The sequence below is a fragment of the Streptomyces sp. NPDC001728 genome (assembly GCF_040297565.1).
In the GTDB taxonomy this organism is placed as follows: Bacteria; Actinomycetota; Actinomycetes; order Streptomycetales; family Streptomycetaceae; genus Streptomyces.
In genome coordinates this window covers 130,748-156,093 of record NZ_JBEOZK010000009.1, presented here as the reverse complement: position 1 = coordinate 156,093, position 25,346 = coordinate 130,748, and the positions used below count along the sequence as shown (strand labels likewise).

Sequence of the window (25,346 nt, the reverse complement as noted above, 5' to 3'; positions counted from 1 at the left end):
TAGTGATCCGCCGGTACGCCAGCTCCGCGAGCCGCGCCTGCGGGTCCCTCACTCCTTCGTGATCCGCCGGTACGCCAGCTCCGCGAGCCGCGCCTGCGGGTCCCTCACTCCTTCGTGATCCGCCGGTACGCCAGCTCCGCGAGCCGCGCCTGCCCGTCCCGGCTCGGATGGAACCAGTCCCAGGGGCTCAACTGCCCGCCGTCGAACCGGAATCCGAAGACCGCGCCGCCGTCGTACCGGCAGCGCTCATCCTTCGCGCACACCTCCGAGAGCACCCGGTTGTACGCCACCACCCGGCCCCGTACCTCCGCGCGCCGCCGCTCCGCCGCCGGACCCAGATCCTCCGGGTCCGCCAGCATCGCGCCGCAGATCCCCAGCTTCCACACCTCCCGGCCCATCGGGCTCACCCGCCCGGTCGACCACAGGTGCATCAGGTCCGGCACGCTCGCCACGTACACCTGCGCCTTCGGCGCGCCCTTCCGGAGCCGGGCCATCGCCGTCTCGAAGGACGACCGGAAATCGGCGACCGGTGTCATCAGCTCCGGGGTCGCCCGGCAGGCGTCGTTGGCGCCCATCATCACCGTGACCAGCGCGGGCCGTTCGGCCGCCGCCCCCGCCATCTGCTCGGGAAGTTCCGCCATCCGGGCGCCCGTCCGTGCCAGGTTCCAGCTGTGGGTGGCCACCTTCGCCGGGCCGAGGAGGCGCAGGGCGAGACTGTTCACGGCGGTGTCCGTGCCCGTCGCCCAGGAGACCTCGGGGCAGTCCGACAGGACCGAACAGGCGTCGAAGGCGCGGGTGACCGAGTCCCCGACGGCGGCGACGGAGGCGGGAGAGACGTCCCAGAGGGGCTCCGGCGGCGGGGTGGGCTTCGGCTTCGGGGCCGCTCTGGTGGCGGTAGGGGTCCCCGACGGTTCCCCGGCGGTGCAGCCGGACAGCGCCCCCGCGCACAGCAGCGCCGCCGTCGCGGAGACGACAGCGGTACGGAATCGGCGTCGGCCGTGCATCCCCGGTCCCTCCTTCGGCGTCCTGGCGGGTGAAAGCTTCGTGTTCACCCGCCCCCGGACCGACCGTACGTCACACCGATGACGGTGCGGCACGGTAGCTTTTCCCCCGTCGAACCAGAGGCACCTTTGCCGAACGGCTCCGGTAAATTACATCACGTCACATACTGTCCCCTTTTTGCGGGTTTGCCATGTTCTGCTCCTGATGCTGTTTACTGAGGCCGCTGGGAAAGGCGAACCTCGTCCCACACTGGAGGTCCCGGTGACGACACGTGGAGTCCTGTACGTACACTCCGCACCGCGCGCGCTGTGCCCGCACGTCGAATGGGCGGTCGCGGGTGTCCTCGGTGCGAGGGTCCAGCTCGACTGGATCCGCCAGCCGGCGTCCCCCGGCACCTGGAGAGCCGAGTTCTCCTGGCAGGGCCGCACCGGCACCGCCTCCGAGCTGGCCTCCGCCCTGCGCGGCTGGCAGATGCTCCGCTTCGAGGTCACCGCGGAGCCCAGCCCCACCGCCGAGGGCGAGCGCTACAGCGCCACCCCAGCGCTGGGCATCTTCCATGCCGTCACCGGCATCCACGGCGACATCCTCGTCCCGGAGGACCGCCTGCGCGCCGCCCTGGCCCGCGCGGCCCAGGGTGAGACGGTGCTTGAGGCGGAGATCGCCCGGCTCCTCGGCAAACCCTGGGACGACGAACTGGAGCCCTTCCGCTACGCGGGCGAAGGAGCTCCGGTGCGCTGGCTGCACCAGGTGGTCTAGGTGTTCTGCCCCGGGAGGCTGTGGACAGGTGGGCCAGATCTCGGGTGTCGCTGGTGGCGCCGGGCGGCTCGTTGGCCTTGGTGAGCTGGAGGTCCGGCTCGCGGGCCTCCGGGGTCAGCCAGACGGCCTGCGGCTCCAGCGCGTCGCCCACGCCGTTGATCCGGAGCAGGGCCTGGCTGCTGCCCGCGGGTACCAGCCGCTGAGTGCGCCCACCGCGGTGCGCGGGGTTCGCCCGGGGCGGCCACCTCTGTGGTGACGACGGGTCATAGGTGACGCCTCTCGCGGCCGAGTGCTCGGCCGGCGCCTACCGCCGACCGCCCCGATCCCGCCCCCGGAGGGGGCCGAGTGGCGGTACGGCGGTCAGCTTCACACGCCCATTCGGGTCAAAAGGTGTGACACGCGCGTTGATCTACTTATGGGACAAGAAAGGCGGAGGCCCACCCCCGAGGGGTGGGCCTCCGCCCTTGTGACGAAACGTCACGCCATGGTTCAGACCGTGCGGAACGCCAGCACCACGTTGTGGCCGCCGAAGCCGAACGAGTTGTTGATCGCGGCGATCGTGCCCTGCGGGAGTTCGCGGGGCTCGTCGCGGACGATGTCCGCGTCGACGTCCGGGTCCAGGTCGTCGATGTTGATCGTCGGCGGGGCCAGCCGGTGGTGGAGCGCCAGGACCGTCGCGACGGTCTCGATGCCGCCCGCGCCGCCGAGGAGGTGACCGGTCATCGACTTCGTCGCGGAGATCGCGACATGGTCCAGGTCGTCGCCCAGGACCTTCCGCAGCGCCTTGATCTCGGCGACGTCGCCCTGCGGCGTCGACGTGGCGTGCGCGTTGAGGTGGACGACCTCGGACGGCTTGAGGTCCGTCGCGTCCAGCAGGTTCTGCATCGCGGCGGCGATGCCCCGGCCGGTCGGCTCGGGCTGCGCGATGTGGTGGCTGTCGGCCGACAGGCCCTGGCCGAGGACCTCGCAGTAGACGCGCGCGCCGCGCGCCTTCGCGTGCTCCTCGGACTCCAGGATCACGACGCCCGCGCCCTCGCCGAGCACGAAGCCGTCACGGCCCGTGTCGTACGGCCGGGAGGCCTTCGTCGGCTCGTCGTTGCTCTTGGACATCGCCATCATGTTGGCGAACGCGGCGATCGGCAGCGGGTGGATCGCGGCCTCGGTACCGCCGGCGACGACCACGTCGGCACGGCCGGTACGGATCATCTCGACGGCGTAGCCGATGGCCTCGGCGCCGGACGCGCACGCGGAGACGGGGGTGTGGACGCCCGCGCGGGCGTTCACCTCCAGGCCCACGTTCGCGGAGGGGCTGTTCGGCATCAGCATCGGCACGGTGTGCGGGGAGACGCGGCGGACGCCCTTCTCCTTGAGCACGTCGTACTGGTCGAGCAGTGTGGTGACACCGCCGATGCCCGAGGCGATGACGGAGCCGAGCCGCTCGGGCGCGATCTTCTCGTCCTCGCCGGCGGGGGCGGTGTAGCCCGCGTCGGCCCAGGCCTCGCGGGCCGCGATCAGCGCGAACTGCGCCGAGCGGTCCAGCTTGCGGGCGAGCGGGCGGGGCAGGACGTCACCGGGGTCGACGGCGGCCGTCGCGGCGATCTGGACGGGCAGTTCGGCGAAGCGCTCGCCCTCCAGGGGCCTGACGCCGGAGCGTCCGGCCAAGAGACCTTCCCAGGTCGACGACACGTCGCCACCCAGCGGTGTGGTTGCGCCGATACCGGTGACGACCACGGTGCGATTGGTCGAGCTCACAGGAATTCGTTCTCCATGTGTGTGATGGTCGGAATACGGCGCCACCGCCGGGTGGCGGACCGAGTCAGCGAGGGCCGAATCAGGCCTGGTGCTTCAGGATGTAGTCGGCAGCGTCGCCGACCGTCTTGAGGTTCTTGACGTCCTCGTCCGGGATCTTGACGTCGAAGCGCTCTTCGGCGGCGACGACGACCTCGACCATGGAGAGCGAGTCGACGTCCAGGTCGTCGGTGAACGACTTGCCCAGCTCGACGTCCTCGACCGGGATGCCGGCGATCTCGTTGACGATCTCGGCGAGGCCTTCGACGATCTGGTCCTGGGTGGCGGCCATGGTGGCGCTCCTTCTTGTGATTGCTTGGGTACGGGCTTCCGGAAGAACCGGAGTGCCTAGGGGAGGGTAACGACCGTCGCGGCGAAGACGAGACCCGCCCCGAAGCCGATGATGAGTGCCGTGTCGCCGCTCTTGGCCTTGCCGGTCGCCAGAAGTCGTTCCATGGCGAGCGGAATCGAGGCCGCCGAGGTGTTGCCGGTGGTCTCGACGTCGCGGGCGACCGTCACGTGCTCCGGCAGCTTCAGCGTCTTCACCATCGAGTCGATGATCCGCATGTTCGCCTGGTGCGGGATGAAGACGTCCAGGTCGTCCGCCGAGATGCCGGCGGCGTCCAGCGCCTGCTGGGCGACCTTCGCCATCTCGAAGACGGCCCAGCGGAAGACCGCCTGGCCCTCCTGCGTGATGGCGGGGAACTTGATCTCGCCGGCCTCGTTGAGCGGAAGCTTCGAGACGTCGCCGACGTGGAACTCGTTCCACGGCACGGTCTGCTTGATCGTCTCGGACTTGTCGCCCTCGGAACCCCACACGGTGGGGCCGATGTGCGGCTCGTCGGAGGGGCCGACGATCACGGCGCCGGCGCCGTCGCCGAACAGGAAGGCCGTCGCGCGGTCCTCCAGATCCGTCAGGTCGCTGAGCCGCTCCACCCCGATGACGAGGACGTACTCGGCGGAACCCTCGACGATCATGCCCTTGGCGAGCGTCAGGCCGTACCCGAAGCCCGCGCAGCCGGCGGAGATGTCGAACGCGGCCGGCTTCCCGGCGCCGATCTTGTCGGCGATCTCGGTGGCGACGGCCGGGGTCTGCTTGAAGTGCGAGACCGTGGAGACGATCACCGCACCGATCTGCTCCGGGCTGATCCCGGCGTCCGCGATGGCCTTGCCCGAGGCCTCCACCGACATGGCGGCGACGGTCTCCTCGGGCGAGGCCCAGTGGCGGGTGGCGATACCGGAGCGCGAGCGGATCCACTCGTCGGACGAGTCGATCGTCTCGAGGATCACCTCGTTCGGCACGACCCGGGTGGGGCGGTAGCCGCCGACACCGAGGATCCGCGCGTACGGGGCGCCCTTGCTCGGCTTGATCTTCGACATGCTTCTCGACACTCCTTGTCAGACGGCCGTGTGCTCAGCGATGAGCGTACGGGCCGCGTCCAGGTCGTCAGGAGTCTTCAGCGCGACGGTGGCCACTCCGGGCAGGGCGCGCTTGGCGAGGCCGGTCAGGGTGCCGCCCGGGCACACCTCGATCAGCGCGGTCGCGCCGAGCGCCTGGAACGTCTCCATGCACAGGTCCCAGCGGACCGGGTTCGCGACCTGGCCGACCAGGCGGGCCACGACCTCGGCGCCGTCGGCGACGACCTGCCCGTCCTTGTTCGAGACGTAACGGGTGGCCGGGGCGGCCGGGGAGAGCTCCTTCGCCGCCTCCTCCAGCTTCGCCACGGCCGGGGCCATGTGGTGCGTGTGGAAGGCGCCGGCGACCTTGAGCGCGACGACCCGGCGGACGCCCTCGGGCTTGTCGGCTTCCAGGGCGGCCAGCTGCTCCATGGTGCCGGCGGCCACGATCTGGCCCGCGCCGTTCACGTTGGCGGCGGTCAGGCCGAGCTTCTCCAGGTGCGGGACGGTCACCTCGGGGTCGCCCCCGAGCAGCGCCGACATGCCGGTCTCGGTGATCGCGGCGGCCTCGGCCATCGCGAGCCCACGGGTCCGTACGAGACGCAGCGCCGCAGTGTCGTCGAGGACGCCCGCGAACGCGGCGGCGGTGAACTCGCCGACGCTGTGACCGGCGACGACGCCGGGCCTCACCTCGCCGAGCGCGGCGGCGGACAGCAGGCCGGCGGCGACGAGGAGCGGCTGCGCCACGGCGGTGTCACGGATCTCGTCCGCGTCAGCCTTCGTGCCGTAGTGGGCGAGGTCGAGCCCGATGGCGTCCGACCAGGCCGCGATGCGGTCGGCGGCGCCGGGGAGTTCGAGCCAGGGGGTCAGGAAGCCGGGCGTCTGGGCGCCTTGGCCGGGAGCGACGAGTACGAGCACCCTCACACTCTCTCTTGGGGACGGCTCCTGGCGCCCGTGGGGACAGGGACGAAGAACCGTCGGGGGAATTGTTGGTGTTCAACAAAAGTCTAGGACTGCTTATCTGCGTCGGCCAAGCGTCCCAGGATGAGCGCGATCCGCAGCGTGAACGCGGAGCGAACGTCGGAGGGTGACCAGCCGGTGACGTCGGTCACACGTCGGAGCCGGTAGCGCACGGTGTTCGGGTGGACGAAGAGCATCCGCGCCGCGCCTTCCAGGCTGCTGGCCTGCTCCAGGTACACACTGAGAGTTTCGAGCAGCGCCGAGCCCGCTTCCTCCAGCGGTCTGTAGATCTCCTCCACCAACTGCTCGCGCGCCGAAGGGTCGGAGGCGATGGCGCGCTCGGGCAGGAGATCGTCCGCGAGAACCGGGCGGGGGGCGTCCTGCCACGCCGAGCACGCCTTGAGGCCGGCCGCCGCCGCCTGCGCGGAGCGGGTCGCCGCGAGCAGGTCGGGGACGACCGGGCCGGCCACGACGGGACCCGCCGCGTAGGGGCCGATCAGCGCCTTGGCCACGGCCAGCGGGTTGTCGTTGCCGCCCGCGATGACGACCAGACGGTTGCCGAGGACGCCGGTGAGCACCTGGAGCTTGGCGTGCCGGGCGGCCCGGCGGATGGCCTCGACCGTCAGCTCGCTGTCGCCGTCGGGGGCGGTGCCGAGGATCACGCACACATGGTCGGGGGAGTTCCAGCCGAGGGCCGCCGCGCGGGAGACGGCGCCCTCGTCGGCCTCGCCGGAGAGGACCGCGTTCACCACGAGGGATTCCAGCCGCGCGTCCCAGGCGCCCCGGGCCTCGGCGGCCTGCGCGTACACCTGGGCGGTCGCGAAGGCGATCTCCCGTGCGTAGACGAGCAGTGCCTCGCGGAGGATCGACTCGTCGCCGGGGGCGGCGACCTCGTCGATGGCCGTCTCCATGACCTCGATGGTGGTGCGCACCATCTCGACGGTCTGCCGGAGGGTGATCGCGCGGGTCAGCTCGCGGGGCGCGGTGCCGAAGACGTCCGTCGAGATCGCCTGCGGGGTCTCGGGGTGCCGGAACCACTCCGTGAACGCGGCGATGCCGGCCTGGGCGACCAGACCGATCCACGACCGGTTCTCGGGCGGCATCGCCCGGTACCACGGCAGCGTCTCGTCCATGCGGGCGATGGCGTTCGCGGCGAGCCGCCCGGAGGACTGTTCGAGGCGCTTCAGGGTCGCGGCGTGCGAGTGAGGGACGTTCTGGGGTTCTGGCACGGGGACAAGACTGCCTTATCGGGACGGCGCCGTGCGGGGTCGGGGCGGGTTCGCCTCCGCCGGGCCCAGGGGGCCGCACTACCGTGGGGCGGGTGATACGCATCCAGCGCGCCGCCGAGCGGTACCCCGGGGGCGACCCGGCGGCCGGGATCGAGACCCGGCACGCCCTGTCGTTCGGCCCGCACTACGACCCCGACAACCTCCGATTCGGCGCCCTGCTCGCCTGCAACGAGGAGCGGCTCGCGCCCGGCGCGGGCTTCGAGGAGCATCCGCACAGCCACACGGAGATCGTGACCTGGGTCGTGGAGGGCGAGCTCACCCACCACGACACGGCCGGTCACACCACGGTCGTCCGGCCCGGCGACCTCCAGCGGCTGAGCGCGGCGGGCGGCGTCCGGCACGTCGAGCGCAACGACGCCGACGTGCCGCTCGTCTTCGTGCAGATGTGGCTCGCGCCGCTCGTACCGGGCGGGGAGCCGTCGTACGAGGTGGTGCGCGGTCTCGGGGACCCGTACGACCTCCCGGAGGCGGACGCCCGGCTGCACGTCGACCGCCCCCGGGAGGGGGAGCGGTTCGAGGTCCCGGCCGCCGACTTCGCGTATGTGCACGTGGTGCGGGGCGCGCTGCTCCTCGACGGCGAGGAACTCGGCCCCGGCGACGCGGCCCGGCTCACCGACCACACCGGTGAACTCGCCCTGACCGCCACGGCCGACGCGGAGGTCCTGATCTGGGAGATGCGGGACTGGCGCAGGGCCCTGGGGTGAACGCCCGGGGGGACGACGGCCCCCGGAGGGTTCCTCAGGCGAGCGCGCTCTTCTGCTTCCACTGCTCCCAGCTCAGGTTCCACGCCCCGTAGCCGTTGCCCTCGGCGACCGTGCCCTTGGTGTCCTTGCCGGTGATCTCGAAGGGGTCGCCGACCTTCACCGAGGCGTAGAAGGAGGCGGCGTTCTCGTCGCTCATGCCGATGCAGCCCGAGCTCTTGTTGGCGTTGCCGAAGTACGCCGCGTTCCACGGGGCCGCGTGCGCGTACATGCCCGACCAGGTCAGCCGCATCGAGTAGTCGACGTCCTTGTCGTAGGCGTCGCCGAGGCCCACCGTCTCCGAGTTCATGTTGATGGTGCCCTCCTTCGCCATCAGCACGGCCGTGCCCCGCCAGGACCGCTTGTCGCCGCCCGGGGTGCCGCCGGAGACCGGGATCGTACGGATCGCGCGGCCGTCCTTGACCAGGGTCAGCTTCTGCCGGTCCAGGTCCACCTTCACGATCTGCGAGGCGCCGATCGTGAAGCCGGTGCGGTAGTCGCGGACGAACCAGCCGCCGCCGGAGTCCGTGCCGTTCAGGTCGGCCTCCAGGGTGACCTTCGTGCCCGGCTTCCAGTACTCCCGGGGGCGCCAGTCGGCCCTGTCCCGGCCCGAGTAGTCCTTGACCCAGCCCCAGGACCCCTCGGTGGCGTTCGAGGTGGTGACCTTCAGCTGCTTCTCCACGTCCGCCTTCTTCGTCACCGGGAGGTCGAAGACGATCGAGAGGGGGTGGCCCACGCCGACGGTGGTGTTCTTGCCGGGGGCCAGGGTGAGCTTGTTGACCTTCCCCGCCTCCGGGGTGCTGAAGGAGGACGTCGTCGTCGACTCCTTGCCGTCGCCGGCGCGGGAGGTCACCCGCACCGTGTACGTGGTGCCCGGCGCGGCCTTCCGGTCCGAGATCCAGCTGGCCCCGCCCGCAGCCGTACGGCCGGCGAGGGCCCCGCCGTCCGCGTCGACGACCTTCACCTCGGCGAGCGTGCCGCCCGAGGCGGTCACGGTCACCGGCCGGCCGGCCGCCGGGTCCACGACCGTCACCTTCGCCGGGGCCGCCGCCGACGCGGGCGCCCCCGTCGTCTTCGAGGGGCCGCTCGCGGCCTGGGCCGAGCAGGCCGTGAGGGAGACGCTCAGCGCGACTGCCGCGAGGGCGGGACGGGATGTGCGTATGCGCAGCACGGAAGACCTCCGCGTGAGGGAATCGGGTGGGATGTTCCGGACTGTAGGTCGCCCCGGCCGCTCCCGGGCGGCCCGGAGCCCATGTGACGGGGGCTGCGGCGGAACGGTCACCGTCCGGTCACATGTGCCGCGCGCACCCGTCGAATTCGGCTGTGAGCCTGCTGTGCGCCCCACCACCGAGGGGCGGAACAAGGAGGCTCCCGTTGTGTCAGCGCTGCTCGTGACGGCCGCACCCGCCGCCCGCCGTGCCCTGCGGCTCGGGCCCGTGACCCCCGAGGCGTACCGCGCGTTCCTCGCGTCCCGCTCCGGTGCGGACGGTCCCAGCTTCCTCCAAGTCCCCTCCTGGGCGCAGGTGAAGGACGGCTGGAACCACCAGCTCATCGGCTGGGGGCCGGAGTCCGGGGAACTCGAAGGGGTCGCCCTGGTGCTCCTGCGGCCCTTCCCCGGCACCCGGAAGTACTTCGCCTACCTTCCCGAGGGGCCCGTCGCCGACTGGGCGGACCCCGACGTCGACGGCTGGCTCTCCCCGCTGCTCGGACATCTGCGGGCCTCGGGCGCCTTCGCCGTACGGATCGGTCCCGGCCCCGCCTACCGGCGGTGGAACGCCGCCACCGTCAAGGCGGGCAGCGGCCCCGGGCGCCGTCTCTCCGACGTGCTCGCCGACGAGGTCGACCCGCTCGGCACCGTCGTCGCCGACCGGCTCAGGGCGCGCGGCTGGCGGCGCTGCGGCGGCGAGTCCGAGGACGGCGCCGACGCCCAGCCCCGGCACGTCTTCCAGGTCCCGCTGACCGGACGCACCACCGACGACCTGTGGACCGGCCTCAACCAGGAATGGCGGCGCAACGTCCGCAAGGCCCGCAAGTCCGGCGTCGAGATCACCCTCGGCTCCGCCGCCGACCTCCCCGAGTTCTACCGGCTGCTCCGCATCACCGAGGAACGCGACGGCTTCCGCCTCGGCCGCTCCCTCGCGTACTACGAGCGCCAGTACGCCGTCCTCAACGCCGAGATGCCCGGCCGGATGAAGCTCTACCTCGCCCGCCACGAGGGCGAGATCCTCGCCGCCCACACCATGGTCACGGTCGGCGGGCGCGTCTGGTACCAGACCGGCGCCTCCGCCGACCACCGCCGCGAGGTCCGCCCCTCCAACGCCCTCCAGTGGCGCATGCTGCTCGACGCGCACGCCCTCGGCGCCGCCGTCTACGACCTGCGCGGGGTACCCTCCACCCTCGATCCGGGCGACCGCGCCCACGGGCTCCTCCGCTGGAAGCTCGGCACGGGCGGACAGGTCGTCGAGACGCTGGGGGAGTGGGAGACACCGATGCAGGGGACGACCAACCAGGCGCTGTACCGCGCCTTCCACGCGTACCTGGCCCGCCGATGACGGGCACCACCGCCATGCTCACCGCCGGCCGGCCGGCGGCCAAGGCCGCGCCCACCGCGCTGCGCAGCGGGGCGCTGATGGCCGCGGGTTCGCTCGTCTCCCGCGCCACCGGCTTCGTCCGGGCCGCCGTCGTCGCCGCCGCGCTCGGCGCGGGCTATGTCGCCGACGGCTACGCGGTCGGCAACTCCGTCCCCACCATCGTCTACATGCTGCTCCTCGGCGGCGCCCTCAACGCCGTCTTCGTCCCCGAACTGGTCAAGGCCGCCAAGGAACACGCCGACGGCGGAGTCGCCTACACCGACCGGCTCCTCACCCTCTGCGCGCTCGCCCTCACCGCCCTCACGGCCGCCGCGGTGCTCGCCGCCCCGCAGATCGTCGACCTGTACACCGACTACGCGGGCCCGCAGCGGGAGATGACCGTCGCCTTCGCGCGCGCGTGCCTGCCGCAGATCCTCTTCCTCGGCCTCTTCACCCTCCTCGGGCAGGTCCTCAACGCCCGGGGCCGCTTCGGCGCCATGATGTGGACCCCCGTCCTCAACAACGTGGTCGTCGTCGCCGTCTTCGGCCTCTTCCTCGTCGTCGGCGACGGCGGAGAACTCACCCCCGGGGAGACCGCGCTGCTCGGCTGGGGCACCACCGCGGGCATCGCCCTCCAGGCCCTCGCCCTCATGCCCTCGCTGCGCGCCGCGGGCTTCCGCTGGCGGCCCCGCTTCGACTGGCGGGGCAGCGGCCTCGCCGCCCCGCTGCGCTCGGCCGGCTGGCTGGTACTGCTGGTCCTCACCAACCAGGGCGCGTACTGGGTGACCACTCTGCTCGCCACCTCGGCGGGCGGCACGGCCACCGGCGGCGGTTCGGGCCTCGCCGCCTACAACAACGCCTATCTGCTGTGGACCGTCCCGCACGGCATCATCACCGTCTCCCTCGTCACCGCCCTGCTGCCCCGGATGAGCGGCGCCGCGGCCGACGGCGACCTCGCCGGGGTCCGGCGGGACGTCTCGTACGCCCTGCGGACCAGCGCGGCGGCCGTCGTCCCCGCCGCCTGCGTGCTCCTCGCGCTCGCCGTCCCCCTGATGACGGTCGTCTTCCGGTACGGGGCGACCGGCGCCGACGACATCCGCGCCATGTCGTGGATCCTGATGGCCTTCGCACCCGGCCTCGTCGCGCTGTCCGGACAGTACGTGTGCACCCGCGCCTTCTACGCCCTGCGCGACACCCGCACCCCGTTCATGCTCAACCTGGTCATCGCGGGACTCAACGCGCTCCTCTCGTTCACCGCGTACGCGACCCTGCCGACGCGCTGGGCCGTCGCGGGGATGGCGGCCGGGTACTCGCTCGCCCTGTGGCTGGGCTGGGGAGTCACGGCGTACGTGCTGAGGCGGAGGCTGTCGGGGGGCAGGGAGGACGGCGGCGGGAGCGCCGGCGCCGGGGACCCCGAGGCCTCCGAAGGTGCCGTCCCCGCGATCACGCGCCTGCTGCTCGCCGCCGTGCCCGCCGCCGGGTACGGGCTCCTCGTCACCGACCTCACCGGCCCCGCCGGAGCCGTACCCTCCGGCCTCGCCGGCGCCCTCACCGTCCTCGGGGTCTTCGCCGTCCTCGCCCGCCCCTTCCGCCTCACCGAACTGCGGTCCCTCCTCACGGCCGGGTCCGGCCGACTGCGCGGCCTCGCCCGCCGCACCTGACCCACCGCCCCCTCCGCACGAGGGGCCCGTCCACCTTGGGATACTCCACAGATGCCCCGCGTGCTCCTGATAGAAGACGACCCCTCCGTCCGTGAAGGAGTCGAGATCGGGCTGCGCCGCCGCGGCCACGAGGTGCGGACCGCGCCCACCGGGGAGGCCGGGCTCGCCGCCCTCGGCGAGTTCCGGCCCGATCTGCTGCTGCTCGACCTGATGCTGCCCGGCATGAACGGCGTCCAGGTGTGCCGTACCGTCCGCGAGAGCAGCCAGCTGCCGATCATCATGCTGACCGCCCGCGGCGACGACTTCGACGTGGTCGTCGGCCTGGAGGCCGGCGCCGACGACTACATCGTCAAGCCCGCCCGTACCGAGGTCATCGAGGCCCGGATACGGGCCGTGCTCCGCCGCATCGAGGAACCCGGCGGCAGCAAGGCCGCCGTCGAGTTCCACGGGGAGCTGGCCATCGACCGGGCCGGGCTCACCGTCGCCAAGTCCGGCGAGCGCCTCGGCCTCGCCCCCTCCGAGCTGAAGCTGCTGCTCCACCTCACCGCCGCCCCCGAGCAGGTCTTCAGCCGCCAGCAACTCCTCGAACACGTCTGGGAGCACAGCTACCACGGCGACGCCCGGCTGGTCGACGCCTGCGTCCGACGGCTGCGGAACAAGATCGAGGACACCCCGGGCGAACCCCGCTACATCCAGACCCTGCGCGGCTTCGGCTACCGCTTCGGACCGCTGTGAAGGCCTGTGTGAGCCCGGAGCCGTACACCGGGGACACGGTCGAACCCCGTCGCGAGCCCCGGCGGCGGGCCCGCAGCCCCCGGCTGCGCCCGCACCCCTTCGGCCTGCGCACCCGGCTCGTCCTCGCCTTCCTCCTCGTCGCCGCCGTCGGCTGCGGCACCACCGCCGCCCTCACCTACCGGGCCGCCCGCAACGCCATCCTGGAGCAGACCCAGAACACCGCCGTCTCCGCCTTCCGCGAGCAGGTCGACGCCCTCAACGTCCAGCTGCCCGTCGACCCCGGCGACCTGCGCGGCTCGCTCATGCAGATCGCCCGCCAGGGCAAGCCCCGCCCCTGGCGGGTCTACGCCGAGTACGGCACCGTCCGCGTCTCCTCCACCGACCGGCCCTCCTCCTCCGTCATCACCCCGGAGCTGCGGGCCCGCGCCGCCGACCAGGCCGTCCCGCACGGCAGCTTCCAGCGGGTGGTCAAGGGCGGCGTCCCGTACCTCACGATCGCCGTCCCCGCCGTCTTCCTGGCCCACTCGCCCGGCGGACCCCCGCAGCGCACCGGTCTGGTCTTCTACGCCGTCATGGACCTCGGCGCCGAGGAGGCGAACGTCGAGGCCATGGTCATGGCCGCCCGCGACGGCGCCCTCCCCGCCCTCGCCGTCGCGCTCATCCCCGCGCTGATCGCCGCGCGCAGCGTGCTGCGGCCGGTACGGGAGCTGCGCCACGCCGCCCACAGCATGGGGCGCGGCCGGCTCGACACCCGTATCCACGCCAAGGGCCGCGACGAGCTCGCCGATCTCGCCCGCACGTTCAACGAGTCCGCCGCCGAGCTGGAACGTTCCGTCGCGGAACTCAGGGACGCCGAGGCCCGGGCCCGCCGCTTCGCCTCCGACGTCTCCCACGAGCTGCGCACCCCGCTCGCCGGGATGCTCGCGGTCACCGAGGTCCTCGACGAGGACGCCGGGAGCCTCGACAGCGACACCGCCCGCGCGGTCCGGCTGATCAGCGCCGAGACCGGCAAGCTCGCCGTGCTCGTCGAGGACCTCATGGAGATCTCCCGCTTCGACGCGCGCGCCGCCGAACTCCACACCGACGAGGTCGACGCGGCGGACTGCGTACGCAAGACTCTCCAGAACCGGCACTGGACCGATCCGGACCGGGTCGTCCCGTACCTCACGGAGGGGATCAGGGCCCGGCTCGACCCGCGCCGCTTCGACGTCGTCGTCGCCAACCTCGTCGGCAACGCCCTGCGGCACGGCGGGACGCCGGTCACGGTCCGGTTGTACGCGGAGGGGGACGAGCTGGTGACCGAGATCGCCGACCGGGGGCCGGGCATCCACCCGGACGTCCTGCCCCATGTCTTCGACCGCTTCTACAAGGCGGACCAGGCTCGCACCCGCTCGGCGGGCAGCGGCCTCGGCCTCGCGATCACCCTGGAGAACGTACGGCTGCACGGAGGCACGGTCGCGGCGGCCAACCACCCGGCGGGCGGGGCCGTCTTCACCGTACGGATGCCGCTGTGAGGCGCCGCCCGGCCGCCGTCGGGGTCTGCCGCCCGGCCGCCGCGGCGCTGCTCGCCCTGCTGACGCTGACGGCGACGGCCTGCGGCATACAGGAGAGCGACGTCGTCGAGGCGGGCGGCGCCGCGACCGTCGCCGTCGCCCCGATCCCCGAGTACCGGACCGTGCTCTACTTCCTCGGCCCGGACGGCCGGTCGATGCCGGTGGCCCGCGAGTTCACCCGCCCCGTCCCGGTAGCCACCAGCACGTCGGGCGGCACGGCCGCACACGAAGGGGTCGGCCCCGACGACAAGTTCCCGCCCGGCGGCCCCCGCTCCGGGGAGGTCGCCACCGACAAGATCCTCGCGATGCTGCTGGCCGGCCCCGGGCCGGCCGAGGCCGCGGCGGGCATCACCACCGCCCTGCCCGACGCCGCCACCGCCGGCGGCCTGCACGTCACACCGGACCCGGCCGGCCCGGTCTCGGGACGCCGGCTGCTCCGGCTCCGGGCGCCCTTCCCCGTCAGGGAACTGTCGGAGTCGGCCGTCCGCCAGCTGGTCTGCACGACCGCCTACGCGGAACACCCGGCCGGTCTGGTCGACGTGTCGATCACCGGCCCGGACGGTGCCCTGCCGGTCACGCGCTGCGACGCATAGCGCTGCCCGTCCCTTACGAGGACGAGGACGCCGCCCGCAGCTCCGCCAGCACCGCGTCCGTGAACGGCGGCCACGCCTCCACCGCCCACGCCCCGAAGGGCCGGTCGGTGAGCGCCACACACGCGGCCCGGACGTCCGGGTCGATCCACAGGAACGTGCCGGACTGGCCGAAGTGGCCGAAGGTGCGCGGCGAGGAGCTCGCGCCCGTCCAGTGCGGGGTCTTGCCGTCGCGGATCTCGAAGCCCAGCCCCCAGTCGTTCGGCCGCTGGTGTCCGTAACCGGGCAGGACGCCGGTCAGACCGGGGTACGCGACGGTCATCGCCTCCAGGACCGTGCGCGGGTCGAGCAGCCGCGGCGCCTGCACCTCGGCGGCGAACCGCACCAGGTCGTCCACGGTCGACACGCCGTCCTTCGCGGGCGAGCCGTCCAGGGTCGTCGACGTCATGCCCAGCGGCTCGAGGACCGCCTGGTGCAGATACTCGGCGAAGGGGATGTCGGTCGCCTTGGCGAGATGGTCGCCGAGCGCCTCGAAGCCGGTGTTGGAATAGATCCTGCGGGTGCCCGGCGCGGCCATGACCCGGTTCTCGTCGAAGGCGAGCCCCGAGGTGTGGGCGAGCAGGTGGCGGACGGTCGCGCCCTCGGGCCCGGCCGGTTCGTCCAGGTCGATCGCCCCCTCCTCGTACGCGACGAGGACGGCGTACGCCGCGAGCGGCTTGGTGACCGAGGCGAGCGGGAAGCGCCGCCCGGTGGGGCCGTACGCCCCGGCCAGGGTGCCGTCCGCGCGGACCACGGCGGCGGTCGCGGTGGGGACGGGCCAGTTCTCGATCGACGCCAGGCTCGGCACGCTGCTCTCCATGCGGCCGAGCCTACTTGCTTCGAGTGCACTCCAACGTTTTAGCGTGGGGTCATGAGCGTGATGGCGAGCACGAGCACGAGCACGAGCCCGAGCGGAACCCGGGCGCACCACACCATCAGCGAGGTCTCCGCGCTGACCGGCCTTTCGGCGCACACCCTGCGCTGGTACGAGCGGATCGGCCTCATGCCGCACGTCGACCGGTCGCACACCGGCCAGCGCCGCTTCACCGAGCAGGACCTGACCTGGCTCGCCTTCGTCGGCAAGCTGCGGCTCACGGGGATGCCGGTCGCGGACATGGTCCGGTACGCCGAGCTGGTCCGCGAGGGCGACCACACCCGGGACGCGCGACGGGAGCTCCTGGAGGCCACCAGGGAGGACGTGCTCACCCGGATCACCGAACTGCACGACACGCTCGCCGTGCTCGACATCAAGATCAGCCATTACGGGACCGTCTGCGGAGGAACACCTTCATGACCAGCGAGACCAGGATCGACACCGTACGCCTCGGCCAGGACGGACCCCGGGTCGGCGTCCAGGGCTTCGGCGCCATGGGCATCAGCGAGTTCTACGGCGACACCGACGAGACCGCCGCCCGCGACACCCTCGACGCGGCCCTGGAGGCCGGCGTCACCCTGATCGACACCGCCGACATCTACGGCAGCGGCGCCAACGAGGAGTTCCTCGCCCCGTTCCTCGCCGCCCACCGTGACGAGGTCACCCTCGCCACCAAGTTCGCGATCGAGCGGCGCGCCGACGACCCCACCCACCGGGCAGTCCGCAACGACCCCGCGTACATAAGGAAGGCCGCCGAGGACAGCCTGCGGCGCCTCGGCGTCGAGACCATCGACCTCTACTACATGCACCGCCGCGACCCGGAGATCCCCTTCGCCGAGTCCGTCGGCGCGATGGCCGAACTCGTCCGGGCGGGCAAGGTCCGGTACCTGGGCCTCAGCGAGGTCACCGGGGCCGAACTCCGCGAGGCCCACGCCGTGCACCCGATCACCGCGCTCCAGTCGGAGTGGTCGCTCTTCTCCCGCGACGTGGAGCGCAGCGCCGTCGGCGCCGCCGCCGAACTCGGCGTGACGTTCGTGCCGTACTCGCCGCTCGGCCGGGGCTTCCTGACCGGGGCGTTCGCGGACGCCGCGAAGGACCTGTCGGGCGGCGACTTCCGCCGCTACCAGCCCCGCTTCACCGGCGAGAACGCGGAGCGCAACGCCGCCCTCCTCGACCCGGTACGGAAGATCGCCGCCGCGCACGGGGCGACCCCGGCGCAGATCGCCCTCGCCTGGGTCCAGCAGCGGGCCTCGGTGCACGGCCTGACGGTCGTCCCGATCCCCGGGACCCGCAAGCGCTCCCGCCTGGAGGAGAACGCGGCGGCCACCCGCATCACCCTCACCGACACCGAGCTCGCCGAACTGGAGCCGATCGCGGGCCTGGTGGCGGGCGACCGCTACCCGGACATGCGGTTCACATCGGTGGAGCGGGAGGTCTGAGCCGGCCGCTCCACCCGCTGACGCGGGACCCCGGGTTCCGCCTCCTGACGGGAGACCCGGGGTCCCGGCCCGGGGCCGGGACCCGGTCCCCCTCACGCGAGACCCAGCGCGAAGACCGCGAAGCCCGCCGCGAGCAGCCCCGCCAGGGTGCGGCGGGCCGGGCCGGTCCTCGTCCACGGGGACTCGAAGGTCCGGGCGTACCGGCCGATGAGGACGAGGAGGCCGGCGAAGACCGGCATCCAGGCGAGCCGCGCCAGGATCCAGCCGACCGAGTCCGGCGCGCCGACCAGGCCCGGGATCTCCCCGAGGTACGAGCCGGGCACCGCGGCGGCGAGCATCGCCGTCTGGTGCCAGCACAGGATCGTCATCGCCGACAGGTTGACGACCACGACCGGCGCCCACAGCGCGGGCCGCTTCAGGAGCCGGCCGAGCCGGTCGCGGAGCAGGATCGCCGCGCCGCTCTGCGCGGCGGCCAGGGCCAGGACGAGCAGCGACGGCGGGTGCGAGTTGGTGCGGGCCTCGCCGGGGACGCCGACCATCGACGCCGGGTAGCCGAAGGCGAGCAGCAGCGCGGCGAACAGCGTGGCCCCGCCGAGCAGCAGCGCCCAGGCGTGCCGTTTGGTGACCCGGCCCTCGCCCCAGGAGACGCCGAGCTGGTACGCGAACAGCCAGCCGGGCAGGATGTTCAGGAGGCTGAGCCAGGACGGCACGGCGTCGGCGTACGGCCCGTACCGCAGGAAGTCGACGACGGCGACCGAGCCGAGCAGCGGGGCCGCCGCCCACACCCCGAGGCGGCGGGCCGCCCGTACGCACAGCGGGGTCAGCGCGGTGACCACGGTGTACACCCCGACGAACCAGAGCGGCTGGATCACCAGCGTGGACGCCGTCCGCAGGGTGTCCACGGGCACCCCGAGCCCGAAGTGCAGCAGTGGGAGGAGCGCCGCCCACACGGCGGTGACCCCGAGGACCGGGCGGCCGAGCCGGGCGAGCCGGCCCTTGAGCCACTCGCCGGTGGAGCCCTTGCGGCGGTGGTACGAGAGGACCGAGGCGTAGCCGCCGACCAGGAAGAAGATCCCCAGCATCTGGAGGACCCAGCTGACCGGGGCGAGGCCCGCGAAGGTGCCCAGCGGGCTGGCGTTGTGGATCGCGCCGTCGGCGGAGAGCGTGAAGCCGCCGAGCAGCCAGTGCCCGGTCGGCACGGCGAGCAGGGCCAGCGCGCGCAGCCCGTCGATCGCCCGGTCGCGGTGGGCCGGGGTGCCGGACTCGATCTTCGCGGCCGTCTTGCGGGCCATGGTCGTCAGGGTGCTCATCGGACGTCTCCCTCGGCGATGGCGGCGAAGGTGCGGAGGGAGGTCGTGCCGGGCGCGAAGTAACCGCCGTGGCCGTCGGCGTCGTCGGCCGCGATACGGCGGGCGCCGAAGGCCGGCTCCGTCGGGTCGGTGCCGTGCCCCAGGCCCGCGAACTCGACGTTGGGGACCCGGTCGATCCAGTCGGTGGGATCCTTCGCCGCCCAGACGCGGGCGGAGGTGCCGAGTTCGCCGACGTTCCCGGCGCGCATCCCGGGGGAGCCGAACACCACCAGGTCCTTGGCCTTCAGCTGGTGGGCGGCGAGGCCGCAGACCACGGAGCCGTAGCTGTGGCAGAACACGGACGGCTCGGCCGCCCCGACCGCCGCCAGACCTTCCACGAACCGGGTGAGCCGGTCCGCCCCCACCTCGGCGAGCCGCCCGGTGGCCGCGTCCAGACCGACGCCGAGGGGAGTCGTGTACCCCGCCCAGGCGACGACCGCCGTACGGCCGCCGGTGGCCCGGCGCAGCGCCTCCGCCATGTCTTCGAGCGAGCCGATGCGCCCCGCGTCGGTGTCGGACCCGGGGACGATCACCGCCACGTGCTCGGCCCGCGCCAGGTCCCCGTACACCAGGGCCACCTGGCCCCGGCCGCGTGCGTCGTGGGCGAGGACCCGGGCCCCGCCGAACTGCCCCCGGGTGGCGCGGGCGTTGGCCTCGTACCGCAGCTCCAGGGGCGCGCCGTCGAGGTTCCCGACGACGGTGGGGTGGGTCCGGGCCAGTTCCCGCCGCCGTACGGGGTCGAGACCGGCGAAGAACCGCGCCACCCCGGCCGGGTCCATCCGCTCGGGGTCGGGCAGCCCCGCCGCCCGCCACTCGGCCGTCCCGGCCGGCGCCCCGGTCACGGCCACCTGGCTGTCGCCGGCCGCGAAGCCCGCCGTCCCGCCGATCACGGCGGTCACCAGGGCCGCGGTGATCAGGGTCCTCGAAATGCGGCGCATGGGGTCGCCCTCCCTCTTCGGTACTCGCTCGTTCGCTGGCGAGAGGAAGGTAGGAAGACGACGGGTGACAGCACGTCACACCGGGGAGCCAACTCCCGGCCGATACCCCGGTAGGGGGTGGAGGAGCAGCCAACACCAGGGGAGGGGTGGGGTTTTCCCCCGGGGGCGGGCCGGGGGGTGGGTCAGGGGCGCGGGCGCGGGTTCAGCGCGCGCCGGGCCGGGGTGTGGGGTGGAGCGGGGGTGCGGGATCAGGACGCACCCGGTGTGACCAGGCCCGATTCATACGCGAAGACCACCGCCTGCGCCCGGTCGCGCAGGTCCAGCTTGGCCAGGACCCGGCCGATGTGGGTCTTCACGGTCTGCTCGGCGAGGACCAGATGATCCGCGATCTCCTGGTTGGACAGGCCCCGGGCGATGAGTTCCAGTACCTCGGTCTCACGCGGGGTGAGACCGTTCAGGCGCAGCGCCGTGGTGTCCCGGCGCGGGGCGGGCCGGGAGGCGGCGAAGTCGGCGATGAGCCGCCGGGTCACCGAGGGGGCGAGCAGGGCCTCGCCCGCCGCCACCACCCGTACCGCCGCGATGAGATCGGCCGGCGGCGCGTCCTTCAGGAGGAAGCCGGACGCGCCCGCGCGCAGCGCCTCGTACACGTAGTCGTCGACGTCGAAGGTGGTCAGCATCAGCACCTTCGGCAGATGGGTCACCCCGGTCGGCGGGTGCAGGATCTCCCGGGCGGCGGCGAGCCCGTCCAGCTCCGGCATCCTTACGTCCATCAGCACCACGTCCGGATGCGTCGAACGGGCCACGTCGACGCCCTGCCGTCCGTCGGGGGCCTCGCCCACGACGTCGATGTCGGGCTGCGCGGCGAGCAGCGCGGCGAAACCGGCCCGCACCATGGCCTGGTCGTCGACGATGATCACACGGATGGTCACTCGGGGTCCTTGGTGGTGGGGGTGGGGGTCGGCTTCGGGGGCGAGGTCGGGGTCGATGTCTGGGCCGGGGTCGACGCCGGGGTCGGGGTCGATGTCTGGGCCGGGGGCGACGCCGGGGTCGGGGTCGATGTCTGGGCTGGGGTCGGCTTCCGGGTCGGGGAGGCGACGAGGTCCGGAACAGGGCCCGGAACGGCGCCCGGAACCGGGTCCGCGGCCAGCGGCATCCGCGCCGCCACCCGGAAGCCTCCGTCCGGCAGCGGCCCCGTGTCGAGCGAGCCGCCGGTCAACCGTACGCGCTCCCGCATGCCGACGAGCCCGTGACCCGTCCCCGGCACACCCCGCTCGACCGAGGAACCCGCCTCCAGGCTGGGCCCGTTGACGACGAGGACCGTCAGCCAGCCGTCGTCCGCGCGGACCGACACCCGGGTCGACGCCCCCGGCGCGTGCCGGACGACGTTGGCGAGCGCCTCCTGAACGATCCGGTACGCGGACAGGTCCACCGCCTGTGGTACGTCCCCGAGGTCGGCGGCGAGCCGAAGCTCGGCCGGCACTCCGGCGCGTACCGTCGCCTCCACCAGCTGCTGCACCCGGTCCAGGCCCGGCTGCGGGGCCCGCTCGCCCTCGCTGCCGTCACTGCGCAGCACCGAGAGCAGCCGGCGCATCTCGGCCAGCGACTCGCGCGCGCTCGCCGCGATCGAGGTGAACTCCTCGCGGGCCGCCTCCGGGAGCTCGGGGATGCGGTACGGCGCCGAGTCCGCCTGCACGGTGATGACGGACATGTGGTGGGCCACCACGTCGTGCAGCTCGCGCGCGATCCTGGCCCGCTCCTCCAGCAGGGTCCGGCGTGCCCGCTCGGCCTCGCTGATGTGCTCCTGCTCGACGAGCCGCCGCTGGGCGTCCCCACGCGCGCGTACCGCCGAGGTGAGCAGGAGCAGCACCCCGCTCAGGACGAGCAGCAGCGTGTGGATGCTGGTGTACCCGTCGGGGCGGAAGACCTCCAGGACGTATCCGGCGACGCCCGTCGCCAGCCACACCCCGAACAGGGCCCGACGGGATTCGCGGAGCCCGAGCGCGATCATCAGCGCGCAGTAGCCGACGAGGGCGGGCGGGGTCCAGGGCCAGAAGTGGGCCTGCGGCCCGTCCGCGGTGAGGAGGACGAGGGCGCCGAGGACGTCGGCGGCGAAGATGATCCACCAGGCTTCGAGGGGACGGGCGACAGCCAGCAGCAGCGGCGCGGTCTGGGCGGTGCCGAGCGCCCCGGCCAGGGCGCCGTTGACGCCGTAGTCCCCGGTGAGGATCTGGATCGTGGTGGGCAGCAGCGAGGCGACGAAGGCCAGGGCGACGGCGTACGGCAGCAGCCGCACCCACCGCGAGGAGGCGTCGGCGAGGAGCGGCGCCCCCGGGGTGGTCGGGGTGGTGAGCGCGGTGCCCAGCCCCTGGAACATCGCGCGGGCCCGGGTGCCGATCCGGCGGAGGGTGGGCGGCTCGTGCCGCTGTTCGGTAGCCATGACCCGCCCAGCGTAGGCAGCACACCCGACGCCCGGCGTCATACCGGGGAGCGGGCTGCGGACTGATACCGGGGTATGACAACGGGGGCGCGGGGGGCCGGTGTTTCCGGGCCCGGCGTCCCGGGGTCGAGGTCCCGGGGTCGGGGTCCGGGCGCGCAGCGCGGGGCTCCGGTGATTCCGGGCACGGGTCACCCAGGGCCCGGGGTCCGGTGTCTCCGGGCCGGGCGCCCAGGTCCGGGATCCGGTGTCTGCGGCCCCGGCACCCCAGGTCCGGGGTCCGGGGTTCGTGGTCCGGTGTCCGCGGCCCCGGCCGCCCGGCGCCCCCCGGTCAGAGCTCCGCCAGGAGCTCCGCTTTCTTCGCCGAGAACTCCTCGTCCGTCACCAGCCCCGCCTGGTGCAGTTCACCCAGGTGCCGAATCCTTTCGGCAACCGCTCCGGGCGTGGCCACGCGCGCGGGTACGCGGTCCGTGCTCCGGATCGCCGCGAGCACCGCCGCCGCGAAGGGAAGGGACTCGTGCACCGGCCCGTAGCCGCGGCCGAACACGACCGAGGCGGGGTCCCGGTCGGCCTGCGGCACCCGCGGCTCACCGCACCGGCGCACCAGGCGCAGATACCCGTCGAGCCCGTCCGCCGAGCACCACTCGACCCCGCGGAGGTCCCGTACGGAGAAGGACTGGTCGCCCGCCTTCCACTTCTCGGACGAGGCCCCCGTCCACGACCAGCGGAAGGTGACCTCGGAGGCCCCGTCGAAGATCGCCCTGCCGTCGTACGCCTTGAAGGACAGCGGCCCCCGCGGCGGCGCGACCAGGAACCGGTCGCCCGGCATCAGGTCCCCGTCACCGGGCGACAGCCGGCCAAGCAGCTCGTCCCGGTAGCGCGCGGCGAGCGGCTCACGTTCGGCGGGGAGCACCAGGCGGTACGGATCGCACCCCTCCTTGAGCTGCCCCGCAGCCGCCTCCATCAGCGGATCGGCGCCAGGTCTGGGCACGGCGTGCAGCACGACGGTGCCCCGCTTCCCGGGCGTGAGCGTCACGGACGCCAACGCCTCGTGCGGTACACGTCGTTCGCGCAGCGCCTGGTAGAGCTTCGGCGTGCGGATCCCCCGTTCGAAGCGGATGACGAGCGCGTCGCTCTCGAGCTCCCAGGTGGCATGAATTCCGGCCAGCACATCACCCATACGCCTCATCGTAAGCGGCGCGTGTCTCCGCGTCGCCCCTGTGAAAGGTCCTGAAATCACGTGATCTACGCGCGTCAGAGCCCTTCCGTGCCGGATATTCCCTCGTGGCACGCGCTGTCGGCACGTGCGCAGACCAGACTCGGGTAGGCGCCGACCCCTATCGCGGCGAAGTTGCCGAGGCTCTCGGTCCCCGGCTCGAAATAGCCACTGTGGCCGAGTGCGCCCCGCGCCGAGAGCAGCCGGGCGCCGAACTCCGGCTCCACCGGGTCCGCCCCGTGCCCGAGCCCGCCGACCTCCAGATGGGGCACGTCCGCGATCCAGTCGTCGGTGTCCCGCATCGCCCACACGCGCGCGCGTGTGGCCAGGTCGGCGGCACGCTCGACCCGCATGCCGGGGCTCCCCGCCACGGCCACGTCCGTCACCCGGCCGGACAGCCGGGGCGCGGCGACCCCGCAGAGGACGGAGCCGTAGCTGTGGCAGAACAGCGCCACGCGCGCGTTGCCGGGCAGTGACCCGGTCAGCTTCACGAGCCGTACGGCGCCCTCCTCGGCGAGCCGGCCGGTGGCCGCGTCGACGCCGACCCCGGCGGGCGCGGTGTAGTCGGCCCAGGCGATCACCGCGACCCTGGCGCGGGGGGAGGTCCGCCGCTCGGCGCTGTAGAGGGCCTCGGCCATGCCGGCGGGAGCCGCGTACCGGCCGTGGGTCTTCTGGAAGGTGAGGAGGTTGGTGTCGACGCCGGGCACGATCACCGAGACGCGCCGGGCCCGCTCCAGGTCGCCGAGGACCTCGGCCGTCCGGCCCGTACCGGTCGGGTCGAAGGCGAGTATCTGGCGGCCGGGCCGCATCAGCGAGGCGAAGCGGTCGAACCGGCGCCGTGCTTCGTGCCGCCCCTCGGGGGAGAGCCGGGCGTCGTCGACCCTGCCCCGTTCGGCGTCGAGCGCGCGGCCGAGGGCGATCCGGTTGGCGCGGTAGCGCAGGGCGACCGGGGCGCCGTCGAGGTTGCCGACGACGAGCGGGTGCCGCTCGGCGAGCCGAGCCCCGCGCACGTGGCCGAGCCCGGCGAAGAACCCGGCGACGGTACGGGCCGGACTGTCGGGCCCCGGCAGCGGGCGGTGGTCGATCCGGTCGCGCGTCCAGGCGGTGAGCGCGGCCTCCAGGGACGGGCCGGGCACGGGGCGGTGCCGGATCGTCGTCCACCCGGTGGTCGAGAGCAGCACGAACACGACGGCGAGCGCGAGCAGGGCGCGTACGACGGCGAGGCTGGGTGAAACGGCATCGGCTGAGGTCACGGGCCGCCACCCTACGGGGCCCGGTTCAGGCCCCCGGCAGCCGGTCCCGCCAGCGCGGGGCGAGCGCGGGGCCGAGGTGGTCGAGGTACTCCTCGGTGAGGCCGCGGATGGCCTCCAGGCTCTGGTCCGGACCCCTGCCCCACAGCTGTCCGGTGACGCGCATCACACCGCTGAACGCCGCCACCGCGATCCGGGGCCGCGGGTCCGCGTCCACGTCCAGGTCCTCGCGGTCGGCGATGATCCGGGCGATGGTCTCCTCCATCTCGGTGGAGCGGCGGAGATGGACGGCGAGCAGCGCGGGCGTCGACTCGATCATCTGGAAGGTGCGCAGGTACAGCTCGACGGGGACGACCTCGGTGATGGCGTCGCCGATGGTGTCCCAGGCGCAGAGCACGGCGTTGCGCATGGCGTCGAAGGGCCCCTCGCCCGGCGGTCGCTCCCCGAGCGCCTCGACGAAACGCTCCTCCACCATCTGCTGCACCGCGAAGGCGACCTCCTCCTTGGAGGAGAAGTACCGGAAGAAGGTGCGCTGGGAGACCTCGACGGCCTCGACGATCTCGTCGACGGTCGTACGCTCGTACCCCTGGGCGGTGAAGAGCTCCAGGGCCACCCGGGTCAGCGCGTCGCGCGTGCGTTGTTTCTTCCGCTCGCGCAGGCCGGGCACGGTCACGTCGGGTCCCTCTTTTCAGGCATTTCGTCCTGCTCAGCGTACCTGTGAGCTACGTGACAGTTACCGACGCGTGAATCGCTTTGTCAATTGTC

The 25,346-nt window shown here is 73.2% G+C and carries 24 protein-coding genes; 9 read left to right on the top strand and 15 right to left on the bottom strand.

The window, feature by feature from the left end; all coding sequences use genetic code 11:
- Window positions 1-104: 104 nt before the first annotated feature.
- The gene (locus tag ABT154_RS16270) at window positions 105-1,004 is read right to left on the bottom strand and encodes an SGNH/GDSL hydrolase family protein (RefSeq protein ID WP_351857480.1); all 900 of its coding nucleotides are present in this window, start codon (window positions 1,002-1,004) and stop codon (window positions 105-107) included.
- Between the two features lie 259 nt (window positions 1,005-1,263).
- Here ABT154_RS16270 and ABT154_RS16265 point away from each other — a divergent pair, with 259 nt between their 5' ends.
- Entirely contained in the window at window positions 1,264-1,758 is a 495-nt protein-coding gene (locus ABT154_RS16265; protein WP_317878700.1) for a DUF3145 domain-containing protein, read from the top strand.
- 489 nt (window positions 1,759-2,247) lie between these two features.
- On the opposite strand, the gene fabF is transcribed toward ABT154_RS16265, so the two are convergent.
- The 5 genes from fabF to ABT154_RS16240 form a co-directional block, all read right to left on the bottom strand.
- Window positions 2,248-3,510, bottom strand: coding sequence for a beta-ketoacyl-ACP synthase II (gene fabF / locus ABT154_RS16260; protein ID WP_317877322.1), 1,263 nt, complete (start codon window positions 3,508-3,510; stop codon window positions 2,248-2,250).
- A 79-nt stretch (window positions 3,511-3,589) separates the two neighbouring features.
- Entirely contained in the window at window positions 3,590-3,838 is a 249-nt protein-coding gene (locus ABT154_RS16255) for an acyl carrier protein (protein WP_030220891.1), read from the bottom strand.
- 56 nt (window positions 3,839-3,894) lie between these two features.
- Entirely contained in the window at window positions 3,895-4,926 is a 1,032-nt protein-coding gene (locus tag ABT154_RS16250; protein ID WP_351857479.1) for a ketoacyl-ACP synthase III, read from the bottom strand.
- Between the two features lie 18 nt (window positions 4,927-4,944).
- Entirely contained in the window at window positions 4,945-5,862 is a 918-nt protein-coding gene (locus ABT154_RS16245) for an ACP S-malonyltransferase (RefSeq protein ID WP_351857478.1), read from the bottom strand.
- 89 nt (window positions 5,863-5,951) lie between these two features.
- Entirely contained in the window at window positions 5,952-7,133 is a 1,182-nt protein-coding gene (locus tag ABT154_RS16240; RefSeq protein WP_351857477.1) for a PucR family transcriptional regulator, read from the bottom strand.
- A gap of 92 nt (window positions 7,134-7,225) precedes the next feature.
- On the opposite strand from ABT154_RS16240, the gene ABT154_RS16235 reads away from it, so the two are divergent.
- Window positions 7,226-7,897 (top strand): pirin family protein, encoded by a 672-nt coding sequence (locus tag ABT154_RS16235; protein ID WP_351857476.1) that lies wholly within the window; start codon window positions 7,226-7,228, stop codon window positions 7,895-7,897.
- 34 nt (window positions 7,898-7,931) lie between these two features.
- Here ABT154_RS16235 and ABT154_RS16230 read toward each other — a convergent pair whose 3' ends face one another.
- Window positions 7,932-9,104, bottom strand: coding sequence for a L,D-transpeptidase family protein (locus ABT154_RS16230; protein ID WP_351857475.1), 1,173 nt, complete (start codon window positions 9,102-9,104; stop codon window positions 7,932-7,934).
- A gap of 205 nt (window positions 9,105-9,309) precedes the next feature.
- On the opposite strand from ABT154_RS16230, the gene ABT154_RS16225 reads away from it, so the two are divergent.
- Genes ABT154_RS16225 through ABT154_RS16205 form a run of 5 tightly spaced genes read left to right on the top strand, consistent with a single transcriptional unit; the run spans window position 9,310 to window position 15,045 of the window.
- Window positions 9,310-10,485: a lipid II:glycine glycyltransferase FemX gene (locus ABT154_RS16225; protein WP_351857474.1), complete on the top strand. Its 1,176-nt coding sequence runs from the start codon at window positions 9,310-9,312 to the stop codon at window positions 10,483-10,485.
- Window positions 10,482-12,164: a murein biosynthesis integral membrane protein MurJ gene (gene murJ / locus ABT154_RS16220; protein WP_502969519.1), complete on the top strand. Its 1,683-nt coding sequence runs from the start codon at window positions 10,482-10,484 to the stop codon at window positions 12,162-12,164. Before ABT154_RS16225 ends, murJ begins: the two co-directional genes overlap by 4 nt.
- Before the next feature lie 51 nt (window positions 12,165-12,215).
- Complete coding sequence (locus ABT154_RS16215; protein ID WP_317873940.1) at window positions 12,216-12,899, top strand: response regulator; 684 nt, start codon at window positions 12,216-12,218, stop codon at window positions 12,897-12,899.
- Between the two features lie 8 nt (window positions 12,900-12,907).
- A complete protein-coding gene (locus ABT154_RS16210) occupies window positions 12,908-14,413 on the top strand; it encodes a sensor histidine kinase (RefSeq protein ID WP_502969518.1) in 1,506 nt (501 codons plus the stop codon).
- Window positions 14,410-15,045 (top strand): hypothetical protein, encoded by a 636-nt coding sequence (locus ABT154_RS16205; RefSeq protein WP_351857473.1) that lies wholly within the window; start codon window positions 14,410-14,412, stop codon window positions 15,043-15,045. The genes ABT154_RS16210 and ABT154_RS16205 overlap by 4 nt, the downstream gene beginning before the upstream one ends.
- A 13-nt stretch (window positions 15,046-15,058) precedes the next feature.
- Here ABT154_RS16205 and ABT154_RS16200 read toward each other — a convergent pair whose 3' ends face one another.
- A complete protein-coding gene (locus tag ABT154_RS16200; protein WP_351857472.1) occupies window positions 15,059-15,901 on the bottom strand; it encodes a serine hydrolase domain-containing protein in 843 nt (280 codons plus the stop codon).
- Between the two features lie 51 nt (window positions 15,902-15,952).
- Here ABT154_RS16200 and ABT154_RS16195 point away from each other — a divergent pair, with 51 nt between their 5' ends.
- Together ABT154_RS16195 and ABT154_RS16190 are read left to right on the top strand one after the other, a co-directional pair.
- Complete coding sequence (locus tag ABT154_RS16195; RefSeq protein WP_351857471.1) at window positions 15,953-16,375, top strand: MerR family transcriptional regulator; 423 nt, start codon at window positions 15,953-15,955, stop codon at window positions 16,373-16,375.
- Entirely contained in the window at window positions 16,372-17,394 is a 1,023-nt protein-coding gene (locus ABT154_RS16190) for an aldo/keto reductase (protein ID WP_351857470.1), read from the top strand. The genes ABT154_RS16195 and ABT154_RS16190 overlap by 4 nt, the downstream gene beginning before the upstream one ends.
- 92 nt (window positions 17,395-17,486) lie before the next feature.
- Here ABT154_RS16190 and ABT154_RS16185 read toward each other — a convergent pair whose 3' ends face one another.
- The 7 genes from ABT154_RS16185 to ABT154_RS16155 all read right to left on the bottom strand — a co-directional run bounded on the left by ABT154_RS16185 (window position 17,487) and on the right by ABT154_RS16155 (window position 25,254).
- A complete protein-coding gene (locus ABT154_RS16185) occupies window positions 17,487-18,704 on the bottom strand; it encodes an acyltransferase family protein (protein WP_351857469.1) in 1,218 nt (405 codons plus the stop codon).
- Window positions 18,701-19,681, bottom strand: a complete 981-nt coding sequence (locus tag ABT154_RS16180) for an alpha/beta hydrolase (RefSeq protein WP_351857468.1) — start codon at window positions 19,679-19,681, stop codon at window positions 18,701-18,703. The genes ABT154_RS16185 and ABT154_RS16180 overlap by 4 nt, the downstream gene beginning before the upstream one ends.
- 248 nt (window positions 19,682-19,929) lie before the next feature.
- Entirely contained in the window at window positions 19,930-20,610 is a 681-nt protein-coding gene (locus tag ABT154_RS16175; RefSeq protein ID WP_351857467.1) for a response regulator, read from the bottom strand.
- The gene (locus ABT154_RS16170; RefSeq protein WP_502969517.1) at window positions 20,607-22,118 is read right to left on the bottom strand and encodes a sensor histidine kinase; all 1,512 of its coding nucleotides are present in this window, start codon (window positions 22,116-22,118) and stop codon (window positions 20,607-20,609) included. Before ABT154_RS16170 ends, ABT154_RS16175 begins: the two co-directional genes overlap by 4 nt.
- Before the next feature lie 328 nt (window positions 22,119-22,446).
- Window positions 22,447-23,295, bottom strand: a complete 849-nt coding sequence (locus tag ABT154_RS16165) for a DUF4429 domain-containing protein (RefSeq protein ID WP_351857466.1) — start codon at window positions 23,293-23,295, stop codon at window positions 22,447-22,449.
- Between the two features lie 74 nt (window positions 23,296-23,369).
- Entirely contained in the window at window positions 23,370-24,584 is a 1,215-nt protein-coding gene (locus ABT154_RS16160; RefSeq protein ID WP_351857465.1) for an alpha/beta hydrolase, read from the bottom strand.
- Window positions 24,585-24,609: 25 nt separating this feature from the next.
- Complete coding sequence (locus ABT154_RS16155; protein ID WP_351857464.1) at window positions 24,610-25,254, bottom strand: TetR/AcrR family transcriptional regulator; 645 nt, start codon at window positions 25,252-25,254, stop codon at window positions 24,610-24,612.
- Between the last annotated feature and the right edge of the window lie 92 nt (window positions 25,255-25,346).

Coding starts and splice junctions, on each gene's coding strand:
- ABT154_RS16215 (WP_317873940.1), top strand. CDS start 12,216: ATGCCCCGCGTGCTCCTGATAGAAGACGACCCCTCCGTCCGTGAAGGA.
- ABT154_RS16195 (WP_351857471.1), top strand. CDS start 15,953: ATGAGCGTGATGGCGAGCACGAGCACGAGCACGAGCCCGAGCGGAACC.
- ABT154_RS16200 (WP_351857472.1), bottom strand. CDS start 15,901: ATGGAGAGCAGCGTGCCGAGCCTGGCGTCGATCGAGAACTGGCCCGTC.
- ABT154_RS16185 (WP_351857469.1), bottom strand. CDS start 18,704: ATGAGCACCCTGACGACCATGGCCCGCAAGACGGCCGCGAAGATCGAG.
- ABT154_RS16170 (WP_502969517.1), bottom strand. CDS start 22,118: ATGGCTACCGAACAGCGGCACGAGCCGCCCACCCTCCGCCGGATCGGC.
- ABT154_RS16270 (WP_351857480.1), bottom strand. CDS start 1,004: ATGCACGGCCGACGCCGATTCCGTACCGCTGTCGTCTCCGCGACGGCG.
- murJ (WP_502969519.1), top strand. CDS start 10,482: ATGACGGGCACCACCGCCATGCTCACCGCCGGCCGGCCGGCGGCCAAG.
- ABT154_RS16255 (WP_030220891.1), bottom strand. CDS start 3,838: ATGGCCGCCACCCAGGACCAGATCGTCGAAGGCCTCGCCGAGATCGTC.
- ABT154_RS16180 (WP_351857468.1), bottom strand. CDS start 19,681: ATGCGCCGCATTTCGAGGACCCTGATCACCGCGGCCCTGGTGACCGCC.
- ABT154_RS16165 (WP_351857466.1), bottom strand. CDS start 23,295: ATGGGTGATGTGCTGGCCGGAATTCATGCCACCTGGGAGCTCGAGAGC.
- ABT154_RS16190 (WP_351857470.1), top strand. CDS start 16,372: ATGACCAGCGAGACCAGGATCGACACCGTACGCCTCGGCCAGGACGGA.
- ABT154_RS16250 (WP_351857479.1), bottom strand. CDS start 4,926: ATGTCGAAGATCAAGCCGAGCAAGGGCGCCCCGTACGCGCGGATCCTC.